The 11,268-nt window shown below is 70.4% G+C and carries 12 protein-coding genes, 1 tRNA gene and 2 pseudogenes; 7 read left to right on the plus strand and 8 right to left on the minus strand.

All coding sequences use genetic code 11. From position 1 onward, the window contains the following. Positions 1-314, minus strand: a 314-nt coding sequence (locus tag VNT50_RS02440; RefSeq protein ID WP_325483516.1) for a DUF6351 family protein, incomplete at its 3' end; no start/stop codon positions are given. Positions 315-562: 248 nt separating this feature from the next. Continuing rightward, positions 563-1,048: pseudogene (locus tag VNT50_RS02445) on the minus strand (transposase); the annotation flags it as partial. A gap of 1 nt (position 1,049) precedes the next feature. Between VNT50_RS02445 and VNT50_RS02450 the strand changes: the two are divergent. Further along, positions 1,050-1,232, plus strand: a complete 183-nt coding sequence (locus tag VNT50_RS02450; protein WP_325483528.1) for a hypothetical protein — start codon at positions 1,050-1,052, stop codon at positions 1,230-1,232. 54 nt (positions 1,233-1,286) lie between these two features. On the opposite strand, the gene VNT50_RS02455 is transcribed toward VNT50_RS02450, so the two are convergent. The 4 genes from VNT50_RS02455 to galU all read right to left on the minus strand — a co-directional run bounded on the left by VNT50_RS02455 (position 1,287) and on the right by galU (position 3,939). Further along, positions 1,287-1,359 (minus strand) — tRNA-Ala (locus VNT50_RS02455). 93 nt (positions 1,360-1,452) lie between these two features. Next, a complete protein-coding gene (locus VNT50_RS02460; protein WP_325483527.1) occupies positions 1,453-2,310 on the minus strand; it encodes a large exoprotein in 858 nt (285 codons plus the stop codon). Between the two features lie 86 nt (positions 2,311-2,396). Further along, positions 2,397-3,026, minus strand: coding sequence for a GNAT family N-acetyltransferase (locus VNT50_RS02465; RefSeq protein WP_325483517.1), 630 nt, complete (start codon positions 3,024-3,026; stop codon positions 2,397-2,399). 22 nt (positions 3,027-3,048) lie between these two features. Then, on the minus strand, positions 3,049-3,939 hold the full coding sequence (gene galU, locus VNT50_RS02470; protein ID WP_325483518.1) for a UTP--glucose-1-phosphate uridylyltransferase GalU: 891 nt from the start codon (positions 3,937-3,939) through the stop codon (positions 3,049-3,051). 72 nt (positions 3,940-4,011) lie between these two features. On the opposite strand from galU, the gene VNT50_RS02475 reads away from it, so the two are divergent. Genes VNT50_RS02475 through mscL form a run of 3 tightly spaced genes read left to right on the plus strand, consistent with a single transcriptional unit; the run spans position 4,012 to position 5,413 of the window. After that, a complete protein-coding gene (locus tag VNT50_RS02475; protein WP_325483519.1) occupies positions 4,012-4,608 on the plus strand; it encodes a 5-formyltetrahydrofolate cyclo-ligase in 597 nt (198 codons plus the stop codon). A 20-nt stretch (positions 4,609-4,628) separates the two neighbouring features. Further along, the gene (locus VNT50_RS02480) at positions 4,629-4,964 is read left to right on the plus strand and encodes an FmdB family zinc ribbon protein (protein ID WP_325483520.1); all 336 of its coding nucleotides are present in this window, start codon (positions 4,629-4,631) and stop codon (positions 4,962-4,964) included. A gap of 32 nt (positions 4,965-4,996) precedes the next feature. After that, the gene (mscL, locus tag VNT50_RS02485; protein ID WP_325483521.1) at positions 4,997-5,413 is read left to right on the plus strand and encodes a large conductance mechanosensitive channel protein MscL; all 417 of its coding nucleotides are present in this window, start codon (positions 4,997-4,999) and stop codon (positions 5,411-5,413) included. 50 nt (positions 5,414-5,463) lie between these two features. Here the strand turns inward: mscL and VNT50_RS02490 are convergent, their stop codons facing one another. Then, positions 5,464-5,607 (minus strand): hypothetical protein, encoded by a 144-nt coding sequence (locus tag VNT50_RS02490; protein ID WP_325483522.1) that lies wholly within the window; start codon positions 5,605-5,607, stop codon positions 5,464-5,466. 52 nt (positions 5,608-5,659) lie between these two features. Then, positions 5,660-9,394 (minus strand): AAA family ATPase, encoded by a 3,735-nt coding sequence (locus VNT50_RS02495; protein WP_325483523.1) that lies wholly within the window; start codon positions 9,392-9,394, stop codon positions 5,660-5,662. A 198-nt stretch (positions 9,395-9,592) separates the two neighbouring features. Between VNT50_RS02495 and VNT50_RS02500 the strand changes: the two genes are divergently transcribed. The 3 genes and pseudogenes from VNT50_RS02500 to VNT50_RS02510 all read left to right on the plus strand — a co-directional run. Continuing rightward, complete coding sequence (locus VNT50_RS02500) at positions 9,593-10,108, plus strand: methylated-DNA--[protein]-cysteine S-methyltransferase (protein WP_325483524.1); 516 nt, start codon at positions 9,593-9,595, stop codon at positions 10,106-10,108. Continuing rightward, the gene (locus VNT50_RS02505) at positions 10,105-10,707 is read left to right on the plus strand and encodes a DNA-3-methyladenine glycosylase I (protein WP_325483525.1); all 603 of its coding nucleotides are present in this window, start codon (positions 10,105-10,107) and stop codon (positions 10,705-10,707) included. Before VNT50_RS02500 ends, VNT50_RS02505 begins: the two co-directional genes overlap by 4 nt. 126 nt (positions 10,708-10,833) lie before the next feature. After that, positions 10,834-11,268 (plus strand): annotated as a pseudogene (locus VNT50_RS02510) (GAF domain-containing protein); the annotation flags it as partial.

Raw genomic sequence — 11,268 nt, forward strand, 5'->3', positions numbered from 1 at the left:
TGATTGTCAACTGTAATCTCATCACGCGCATGCTTGGTCTCCGCCGCGATAGTGTTCGCTCCGAACTGAAGCCCGCTGACAATGCCCTCGACGTGACCACTAGAGCGTTTCCGCACCGAAGCGACCTCCGCACCATTCAATGTGATCGTGGCTTGCTTCGCGATACGTCCCACGACACGAATGAGCACATCGCCACCAGTAACCGTATCGGTGCGACCGGATAGCAGAACTATCGACAGGTCGCCCTTCTCGCCCCGCGGAGGAATCGCACTCGCCGGAGCGGCGAACACGGCCCCAGCGAGGACGATAGACACGAAGCACGCGAGTGCAATCCTCGTCGCCCTCCACACGCTTTTCGCGCGCACGTAGCGGCCATCGGAATGAAGGATAGGTGCCCTGTTCATTCTTACTCCTCGTTGAGCGTTTACTGAGGATGCGCGCCTCTCGCGCGAACCAACTGCAGGATAACCAGGTAGCGCGGTCGAACTGATCGCCGTTCTCAGTAACTGAGAACAGTGGCTCCCGCTGCCCGTCCGCCGACCCACGATCGCGTGTTTGCGGCCTAGGGCGTGTCTGACAATTCGCTGGTCCAGGCGATGATGGCGTTGAGGACGACGGCGGCGCGGTAGATCATGGCGTGCTTGTCGTATCGGGTGGCGAGGCCGTGCCATTGCTTGATGTGGCAGTAGCGGCGTTCGATCACATTCCGGTTCTTGTAGTCGACGGCGTCGAGTTCGCCGGGCCTGCCGCCTCGTGAGCCGCGTCGCTTGCGATGCGCTTTCTGGTCGTCGGGTTCGGGGATCACGGCTTTGATGCCGCGGGATCGCAGGTGCCCGCGGATCGCGCGCGACGAGTACGCCTTATCGCCGCGGACCGCGTCCGGCCGGGTCCGCGGCCGGCCGGTGTCACCCCCGACGCGCAGCTGCGCGATCAATGGCAGGAACATCGGCGAGTCCCCGGCCTGGCCCGGGCTGATCAACGTCACCAGCGGCAGTCCGTTGCCGTCGACGAGCTGGTGGATCTTCGTCGACAGGCGCCGAGCCGCCCGCATGCACCACCTCGGAATCGGCTACCAACACCGCGGCAAACGCATCCTCGCCCTCATCGACGAAAGCACCGTCACCGTGGTCCACCTCGACACCGGCGAAATCCTCAGCACCCACATCATCGACCCCCACCGCAGCTACTGGCGCAACCAACAACAAGAGCCCGGCCGATGGCCGGGCTCCTGAAAAGCGACACATGTCCCGACTCATCTGAGACCTATGTCGCGAGACATCACATCGTGGACCTGAGGGGATTCGAACCCCTGACCTCTTCATTGCGAACGAAGCGCGCTACCAACTGCGCCACAGGCCCCTGAACCTCCGATAGGTTATCACGCTCGACCCCTCGCTCCCGCCCGCCGGAGCACCCCTCGATCGCTGCCGGAACCGGCCGGCGCGCGGGAGATCAGCCCGCGGCGCGGCGCGCGAGCAGCTGGCGCACGTGGGCCTCGATCTCGGCGTCGTCGACGCGTCCGCTTCCCGCGAACGGCGTGGGGGTGGATGCCGCGGCACCGTCGTGCGCGCGGCGCGCGGCCGCGATCGTCGGCGGCTGCCGTTCGGCGGCGTGCGCGAGCAGTGCTTCTTCTCGGGCGGCGATCCGCAGCGCCTCGGCCGCGTCCAGCACGGCGGCGGCACGGGAGCCGGCGGACGCCGACAGCGGGCGCGGCAGCCGGCGAGGCGTCCACGCGGCGGGGGCGGCGAGTTCGACATCCTGCACGCGGGCTTCGGCGACGGGGGCCGCGATCTCGGTGCGGACGGCGGCTCGCGCGCCGACGCGCGCCATCCGGTGCAGGAGCAGCCCGCTGACCACGGCGAGCGCGACGCCCGACCAGAGCACGACCTGAGATCCGGTGGCCACGAAGAGCCAGCCGCCCCACGAGGCGACGCCGATCGCCGCGAGGCCGACGACGGTGGTGAGCAGGCGGGCGCGGCGCCGAGCCCGGGCCATCCGCGCGGACCGCGTGCTGCGGGCGGCGGCGAGTTCGCGACGGGCCTCTTCGAGCTCGCCCTTCTCGATCTCGGCCCGGGTGCGCCGGGCGAGCCGCTGCTGGGCGAGCGCGGTGCGGGCGTTGAGCTCGAGGCGCACCTCGCCGGGAGTCTCGCTCGTCTCGGCGAGAACGCGCAGCGCCTGGTTGAGCCGCACGGCGTTGCGTTCGGCCGCGTTGTACTGGTGGCTTCCGTGCCACGAGGGCAGCAGGTAGACGAGCCAGAGCAGCACGGAGACGAGGACGATCACGCCCCCGCCCAGAACCGGCCCACCCATGACGTCCACGGTAGGCGGCTCGCCCGCCGTTGCCCGGCTCCTCGGCGCGTGTCGTGTGAGTGGTTCTGTCGCTTTCGATGCAGAGCCTAGGCGTGCAGGCGATCCGCCGGGGGCACGGTCGCGGCATCCTGAGGCGCCTGCCCCCGCACCCAGCGCTCCAGCACGCCCTCCGGCACCTCGTCGCGGACGAGCGCGAAGGCGTAGTGATCGCGCCAGTCGCCGTTGATGTGGATGTAGCGCCGACGCAGTCCCTCGTAGCGGAAGCCGAGCTTCTCGACGACGCGGATGCTCGCCTTGTTCTCGGGGCGGATGCAGATCTCCATCCGGTGCAGCTGCAGGTCGGTGAAGCAGACATCCGTGGCCATCGCGACGGCTGTGGGGGTGATTCCCCGTCCGGCGAACCGTTCGCTCACCCAGTAGCCGATCGTGGCCGAGGCGAGGGACCCGCGCGCGATGCCCCAGACGTTGAGCTGACCCGCGACCTCGTCGTGGTCTTCCATGACGAAGGGCACACCGCTGCCGTCCCGGTACTGCTGGAGGAGACGACGGATGCCGGCCTTCATGTCGAACGAGACCGGTCCGTCGGGACTCGTGGCCTCCCACGGGCGCAGCCACGAGCGGTTGCTCAGCAACTCGTTCTGGAGCACGCGCGCATCGCGCGGGCGCACGAGCCGGATCGACACGGACCCGTGGCGGCGCGGCAAGGAGAGATCCATGCGACCTCCCTCGAACGTGCGACTACAGCGTTGCCGCGAACTCTTTGAACCAGGGTCGCAACTCGGGTCCGAGATCCTCACGGTCGGCCGCAAGCTGCACGATGGCCTTGATGTAGTCCACCCTATCGCCGGTGTCGTAGCGGCGACCCCGGAATACGACGCCGTACACGCCTCCGCCGTCGCCGTCGCTCGTGGCGAGCTCCTGCAGCGCGTCAGTCAGCTGGATCTCGCCGCCCTTGCCCGGTTCGGTGCGCTCGAGGATGTCGAAGACCTGCGGCGTCAGCACGTAGCGGCCGATGACCGCCAGGTTGGACGGAGCGTCCTCCTTCGAGGGCTTCTCGACGAGACCCGTCACCTTGACGACGTCGGCGTCGTCGGTGGGCTCGACCGCGGCCGCCCCGTACATGTGGATCTGTTCGGGGTCGACCTCCATGAGGGCGATGATCGTCGCCCCGCGGGCCTCGTGCTCATCGATCATCGTCGTCAGGAGCGGGTCGCGCTCATCGATCAGGTCGTCGCCGAGCAGCACGGCGAACGGCGCGTCTCCCACGTGCGCGCGTGCGCGCAGGACCGCGTGGCCGAGACCCTTCGGCTCGCCCTGCCGCACGAAGTGGATGTCGGCGAGGTCGCTCGATTCCACGACACGCTTGAGTCGCCCGTGGTCACCCTTGTGCTTCAGCTTGTCTTCGAGCTCGGGCACCGAGTCGAAGTGGTTGGCGAGGGCATTCTTGTTGCGCCCGATGATGATCAGGATGTCGTGGATGCCGGCGAGCGCGGCCTCCTCGACGACGTACTGGATGGCCGGCTTGTCGACGACCGGAAGCATCTCCTTCGGCAACGCCTTCGTTGCCGGGAGGAATCGCGTGCCGAGACCGGCGGCCGGAATGACTGCTTTCATTCGCTTTTGGGGCATGGCATCACTCTATCCAGGGCGCGTGAGCGGCACATGACGGGCACCCTCCCGCGCCCGCCTAGAATCGAGACCATGCCGCATGACGCCGATCACGAGAAGCGCGCCCTGCGTGCCGAGCTGCGTGAGCGTCGGCAGCTGCTCTCCGATGCGCAGAGGGATGCCGCGGCCGCGGGTGTACGCGCGCAGCTCGACGCCCTCGTCGCGAGCACCGGCGCCCGATCGGTCTCGTGCTTCCTCTCGACGACGACCGAGCCGGGCACGCGTGAGTTCGTCGACGCGGCGGTGGCCCGCGGCATCCGCGTGCTCCTGCCCATCACGCGCAAGGACGGGCTTCTCGACTGGGCGGTGGCGACCAGCGACGGAGACATCGCCGAGGGCATGTTCGGGCTGCCTGAGCCGGTCGGCGAGCTGCTCGGCCCGATCGCCGTGAACTCCGTCGATCTCATGATCATCCCCGCCGCCGCGGTCGACCGCACCGGGATGCGCCTCGGCTGGGGCCGTGGGTTCTTCGACAAGACGATCGGCTCGATGGAGCGCTGCCCCCCGGTCTACGCCGTCATCTTCGACTCCGAACTCCTCGACGTGGTACCCCGCGACGTCCACGACCAGCCGGTGACCGGCGTCGTCACGCCCACCCAGACGATCACCCTCGCGCCGAGTCGGCGCTGAACAAGACTCGACAGGATCCGATGCCCACCTACGCCTACGCCTGCAAGACCTGCGGCCACCGCTTCGATGCGGTGCAGTCGTTCGCCGAGCCCACGCTCACCGAGTGCCCCGAATGCGGCGGCCCCCTTCGGAAGGAATACGGGTCGATCGGCGTGACCTTCAACGGCTCCGGCTTCTACCGCACCGACTCCCGCGCCGCCGCGTCGAAGTCGGACGGTTCCGGAGGCTCGTCGTCTGGCGGAGGGTCATCGGGAGGTTCGTCGTCGGGAGGCTCGTCGTCGGATGGCGGATCGGCCTCGCCGTCGGCGCCATCGAAGTCCGAGGCGAAGGCCTCGCCCGCCCCGACGGGAAAGTGATCGGCCAGCCCGAAGAAACGGAGCAGCATCGCATGATTCAGGGTTTCAAGGAGTTCGTTCTCCGCGGCAACGTCATCGATCTGGCCGTCGCGGTCGTCATCGGCGCGGCGTTCACCGGCATCGTCAACGCCATCGTCACGGGACTGATCAATCCCTTGATCGCTCTGATCTTCCGGGCCGACAGCCTGAACGACCTCGTGTGGAGCATTCCGAATATCCGGGGCGGCGAGACCGACTTCGGCTGGGGCATGATCATCGGCGCGATCATCAACTTCATCGCGGTCGCCGTCGTCGTGTACTTCGTCTTCGTGTATCCGCTCAACAGGGCGAAGGAGCGCGCCGCCGCCAAGGCGGGCATCGCCGCCGAGGAGGCATCGTCGCTCCCTACGGAGCAGGAGCTGCTCCTGCAGATCCGTGACCTGCTCGCGAAGGACAGCTCGAAGGCGTAGCCTCTCCCGCTGGCCCGAACGAGCAGCGACCCGGGTCTCGTAGTGGGCCGCTAGTAATGGGGCGGAACGTCCCGCCGCAGCTGCTCGTCATTGGGTCCCGCGCCGGCCGGGGGCGCGGCATCCGCTCTCGCGTCGTCGATCTCGTCGGCGGCCACCGGCTCCGTCGCCGTTCCCGGCGCGGGCGTCAGCTTCACGCGCCGCGAACCGCCGACGCGCTCGATCCTCTGCCTGTCGCCCGCCGGTCGGTCAGTCGGGCACATCGATCGGCTGGGTGTCGGTGTCGGCCGTGGGCGTTTCGGGCTCGACGCCGACGAGTCCCGCGATCCGCGCGGCGACGGCCCCGGGGTTGCTGTACAGGTCGAACGCGTGCACGCGCACGTAGTGCCAGCCGAGCCGGCGCAGGATGTGGGGTCGCAGACGAAGCGACTCGCGGAGCGATTCCGGGCGCGACTCGGGGTCGCTCTCCACGACGACGGCCTTGCCGTCGTGCTGGGCGACGAGGGGCAGCAACCCCCGGTAGTCCACGTCGACCGAGACGCCGAGCCGGCGCAGCTCGCGCGCGAGCCCGAGGGTGAGCGGGTCCGACAGGTCCTCGAGCCGGGCCTCGCGGGCCCGCGCGGCGATGCCCGACAGGATGCTCATGAGCGTCGCGGCGCCGTATTCGAGCCGGCCGTCGTCGAACGCCGAAGGCCGGATCGACGACACGATCACCATCGAACGCCTGGCGCGCGTCATGCCGACCGTGAGCAGCCGCTCCCCGTCGGGCGTGGAGAGGTCGCCGAAGTCGCTGAGCACGCGGCCGTGCTTCGTGAGCCCGAACCCGAGCGAGAACACCACCCGGTCGCGGCTCTCGGCCACCGATTCCTCGAGGGTGAGCACGGCGAACGGCTCCGCCGAGTCGCGACCGACGAAGTCCGCCACATCCGCGCGCCCGGCGAACGCCGCACCGACCGCGGCGCGCACCCGCTCCGCGTGCCGGGCGCTCGCCGTGACGACCATGAGCGACTCGCTCGATCGGTTCACGGCATGCTCGACCACGAGCGTCACGACGCGGTTGACCTCGGCATCCGGACTCTCCACCGCCCCCGTGACGGGGTCGGGGTTGCCTGTTCCCCCCTCGACGTAGTCGACGGTGAGGCTGCCGCGCCCGAGATACGAGCCCGCCCACGGCAGGGAGACGATCTCTCCCCCGTAGAACGCGTCGTTCACGAGCTCTGCCAGATCCTCGCCGCCCGCGCGGTAGCTGCGCGTGAGCGTCGTCACCGGAAGCAGGTCGGCGAGGCGCTCGAACACCGAGGCCTCGTCGAAGGGCACGTCGGCGTCGCCGTCGGCCGACTGCCCGGTCGCCGTGGCGAAGGGCATCGGCTTCTGCGTGACGGGGTCGCCGAAGACGACGACCTGGCGTGCGCGCCGGATCGCGGGGGCCGCCTCGGCGAGGTTCAGCGCGGCGGCGTCGGCGATGATCACGACATCGAACGGCTGGTCGTCGGGCACGTGGGGCACGTCGTACGGTGACGACAGCCAGACGGGCACGAGAGTGCGCATGAGGGTCGGGGCGACGCGGGTGAGATCGCGGGGCGTCGCGCGCGAGCCCGTCACGAGCGATCGTTTGAGCGCCGCCGCCTCGGCGGGGTGATCGACGATCGCGATGCGCCACTGCGTTGCCAGCTGCCAGGCGAGGAGCGGTCCGGATGCCGCGGCGTGCGCCTCGTCGACGAGACGGAAATCCCGCTCCAGGCGATCCACGACGGAGGTGTTTGCGCCGAGGAGCGCCCTGTCGGCTTGCAGCATGTGCTCGAGCACCGACTGCCACCACGCGAACTCGAGCTCGCCGGCGACGAGGTCTTCGGGAACGTGGCGCACCGAGAGCTCGGCCAGGAGCGGTTCGACGCCCAGCTGCGCGAGCTCGCCGCGCAGTGTTGCGCGCTCCACGAGGTTGTCGAACACCTTGGACTCGGCCGCGAGACCGGCGAGCGTGCGCACGAGCTGCGCGACCGGAAGGCCCGCAAGACGACCGGCCCGCTCGCGCCCCAGCGGGCGGTCGAGCTCGGCGAGGTCGGCCTCGACGCGCTGCCAGGCGACGTGCACGTCGGCGAGGCCGAGGGGCACCTCGGGGGCGACACCGGCTTCGACGTACCGCTGCCACGCGGTGCGCTGCTGCTGGATGCGCACGAGCGACTCGTGCATGTCGGGCACGTGCACGCCGGGCCGCACGTACTCCCTCGAGAGCCGGCGCAGCCTGCGCCGGTTCGCCCCGCTCATCGTCGGGGCGTCGCGGCGAGCGCCGAGCGCCTGGATGAGCTCGCCCAGGGGCCGCTCGAACACCGTGGGGCTGAAGCGGTCGAGCGAGTCGCGGATGCCCTGCAGCAGGCGCAGGTACTCCCCCAGCTCGTCGATCGTCGCGAAGGGACGCATCCGCGTCTGCGCGATGAGCGCGTAGCCGCGCTCGAGCAGGGCGGGCACGTCCTGGCGGTGCAGGCGTCCCGCGAGCGCGTGCACGGCACGGGCCTCCTGCGTGCTCGCGAACGAGACCCCGTACCACGGCGAGTCGTTCGGTCCGAAGCGGAATTCGCCCAGCCGGGCCGCCTGCACGAGCTTGGCCGCGGCATCCTCCCGTCGCGTCGCCAGCCGCACGAGCGCGGGAAGGGCGAGCCGTGCACTCGTCGAGGGCGCGGGGTTCCGCGCCGCGAGCGTCGTCAGGGCGCGCGTCGCATCGAGGGCGGAGACACCGAGCGTCGGGTGCTTCGTCGTGAGGGCGCGGCGATAGTCGCGAAGCACGGTCCGCAGTCGCACGAGCGCGTCATCGACCTCCGCGACCTTCGGCTGCGCTGCCTTCTCGTTGCGGCCGATCGCCCGTACCAGATCTCGCTGCAGCGTCGCGGGCGAGACCGCGAGGCCGCCGAGGCCGATGCCGGCGAGGCGGTGCCGCACGCCTTCGAGGCTCGAGCGGCGCGCGCTCACGACGAGCACGCGCTTGCCGGCCTGCACGAGGGCGCCGACCGCGTTGATGATCGTCTGCGTTCCGCCGGTGCCGGGCAGGGTCGCCACCGCGAGGGAGTGGCCGGCGGCGATGCGCGCGAGCACCGCCTCCTGCTCGGCGTCCGCATCGAGAAGGAGCGTGTCGGATGCCGGTGCCCGCTCGTCTGCGTTCGTCAGGTGCGGCTCGGGGCGGGGGGCTGTGATCGCCTCCCGATCGTCGGCATGCCCCGACAGGGCGTTCAGCACGGGGTGATCGAGGTTGGCGGCGTCACGACCCATCGCACCGGCGACATCGGCGAACGTCGAGACCACGAGGCGCGGCGTGACCGCGAACGTGTCGATCGCCGAGGTCGCGGCGCGAAGCCGGTCGATCACGGGCTGCGGCTTGAAGACCCCGGCGTCGTAGGCGAGCGCGGCGAGGGCTTCGACGTCGAGCTCGATGCCGAACGCGACGCGCACGGCGCGGGCGAGCTCGGGGTTCACCTGGAAGCGGCCATGGAGCTTGAGCTCGAAGTCTGAGTGGTGACGGCGGATGGCCAGCGGCCGGAGCAGGACGGGGGCCGAGTAGGCGATCCCGCCGATGCGCCACGACGCGAGCCCCACGCCCAGGTGCACGGCGTCGATGCCGCGGATCGTGCGCAGTTCGACATGCTTGGCGGTGATGCGCTCGGCCGCGAGCCGCGCGGTGCGGAGCGCAACCTCGTCGCGGAAGAGGTTGGAGAGGAGGGTGGATTTGCCCGTGATGAACGGTGGCAGGCTGCCCGGGTGCGCCTTCGTGATGTCGATCCCGGTCTCGGGGGTGTCGACATAGCGCAGCAGCGGCGAGCGTCCCCCGAGGTCGCGGGCCTCGGCGCGCAGGCGCTCGCGGTCCGGCTCGGCGATGTGCATGACGGTGACTCCCACCTCGGACAGCCCCAGCTCTCCCGGGGTCACAGCTGCGGCGGGCACGTCGTCCTTCGCGCCCACCACGGCGCTTCCATCGCCTCGCCACACACACGTCACCCTAAACGCGCGCGAGCCCGTCCGCACGCAGACCGGCCGAGTTTCGCCCGATTGCCGAGCCATTTGCCCGCGTCGGCGGCCGGCGCCGACACGCCGTCCCGATCAGCGTTTCCTGCACAGACCTCGGGGGACGCCGCGTTCCCACCCGAGTCGCTGTGCGCGGTGCGCGCCGTCGCACCCTCGCGGAATGATGGGGGCATGACGAACTTCCGCTACGCGGTCACCACGACGCCCGTGGGTGATGCCCTCATCGCCCTCGGCGACGAGGGCCTCGTCGCGCTTCGGCTCGGTGAGGGGCGCATCGAGCACGAGCTCGCCGCGCTGTCGCATGAGCTCGGGGAGCTCCCGACCCTCGACGCCGGCGCGGCCGCCCCGGTCGCCCGCCAGCTGGCGGAGTACTTCGACGGCGATCGGCGGGACTTCGATGTGGAGCTGGACTGGCGCCTCGTGCGCGGGTTCCACCGCGATGCCCTGCGGGCCGTCGTCGACATCCCGTACGGCGAGACCGCGAGCTACGGAGAGGTCGCCATCTCGGCGGGCCGCCCCGGCGCGGCCCGTGCGGTGGGCACCGCCTGCCGGGTGACCCCTTTCTCGCTCGTCGTGCCGGTGCACCGCGTCATCCGCGCTGACGGGACGATCGGCGAGTACGGCGCACGCCCCGAGGTCAAGCGATTCCTCATCGAGCTCGAGAACCCGGAAGGACTGCCCCGATGACCGACAACCTGTTCATCGGCGACGACGGCCTCGCCCGACCCGGCTGGGCGGCGGTCGATCCGCTGCTGCGCGAATACTACGACTCGGAGTGGGGCATGCCCGTCCGCGACGAGCAGGGGCTCTTCGAGCGGCTCAGCCTCGAGGCCTTCCAGTCCGGGCTGTCGTGGGCGATCGTGCTGCGCAAGCGCCCGGGTTTCCGCGTCGCGTTCGCCGGGTTCGACCCCGAGGCGGTCGCGTCGTTCGGGGCCGACGATGTGGAGCGGCTGATGGCGGATGCCTCCATCATCCGCAATCGGGCGAAGATCCTCGCGACGATCGGCAACGCGCAGGCCACGGTGGCCCTCCGCGCCGACGGCGGGCTGGCCGACCTGATCTGGAGCCACCGGCCGGCCGAGACGCCGCGCCCGTCGAGCTACGCCGACATCCCGTCGTCGTCGCCCGAGTCGACCGCGCTCGCGAAGGAGCTGAAGCGGCGCGGGTTCCGCTTCGTCGGTCCCACGACGGCGTTCGCCCTCATGGAGGCCACCGGCATCGTCGACACGCACCTCGTGGGAAGCCACCGGCGCGGGTCGAGCGGGGTGTGGCCCGCAGAGGCGTAGGCCGTCTGCGGAGTCCTCTCGCGCGGTAGAGACGAGCCACCACTCGAGCCCTCGGCGCGCGAAGGCCGGTGGTATCGTCGCTACGAACCGGCCGGGCGCAACGGCACTCTCGAAAGCAGGCAGTGCGTGACCGCACACGACACCGGCGAGACCGACACCCAGTTGCTCGCGCGCGCCGTCGGCGATCTGGCCCGACGCACACGGTTTCCCGTGGCCTTCGGCGGACTCCACGTCGACGGAGCGGTCCGCATCTCGACCGTCGTCGGCAACCGCACCCCGAGCCTCGAGGGGCTGACGGTGCGCCCGCACCGCGGGCTGGGCGGCAAGGCGATGACCGAGCTGCGACCGCGGATGACGGTGGACTACCGGTCCTCTCGCACGATCACCCACGACTACGACGCGCACGTGCTCGGCGAAGGGATCAGCACCCTTCTGGCCGTTCCGGTCATCGTCGACGGCGCCCCCCGGGGTGTGCTGTACGGGGGCACGTGGCACTCGTCGACCATCGGCGACTCCGTCGCCGCCCCCGCCTTCCAGGTCGCGGACGCACTCGCGGCGGAG

It is taken from the genome of Microbacterium sp. (assembly GCF_035554235.1).
Classification (GTDB): Bacteria; Actinomycetota; Actinomycetes; order Actinomycetales; family Microbacteriaceae; genus Microbacterium.

Coding starts and splice junctions, on each gene's coding strand:
- VNT50_RS02505 (WP_325483525.1), top strand. CDS start 10,105: ATGACCGACAACCTGTTCATCGGCGACGACGGCCTCGCCCGACCCGGC.
- VNT50_RS02480 (WP_325483520.1), top strand. CDS start 4,629: ATGCCCACCTACGCCTACGCCTGCAAGACCTGCGGCCACCGCTTCGAT.
- VNT50_RS02460 (WP_325483527.1), bottom strand. CDS start 2,310: ATGGGTGGGCCGGTTCTGGGCGGGGGCGTGATCGTCCTCGTCTCCGTG.
- VNT50_RS02475 (WP_325483519.1), top strand. CDS start 4,012: ATGCCGCATGACGCCGATCACGAGAAGCGCGCCCTGCGTGCCGAGCTG.
- mscL (WP_325483521.1), top strand. CDS start 4,997: ATGATTCAGGGTTTCAAGGAGTTCGTTCTCCGCGGCAACGTCATCGAT.
- VNT50_RS02450 (WP_325483528.1), top strand. CDS start 1,050: ATGCACCACCTCGGAATCGGCTACCAACACCGCGGCAAACGCATCCTC.
- galU (WP_325483518.1), bottom strand. CDS start 3,939: ATGCCCCAAAAGCGAATGAAAGCAGTCATTCCGGCCGCCGGTCTCGGC.
- VNT50_RS02465 (WP_325483517.1), bottom strand. CDS start 3,026: ATGGATCTCTCCTTGCCGCGCCGCCACGGGTCCGTGTCGATCCGGCTC.
- VNT50_RS02500 (WP_325483524.1), top strand. CDS start 9,593: ATGACGAACTTCCGCTACGCGGTCACCACGACGCCCGTGGGTGATGCC.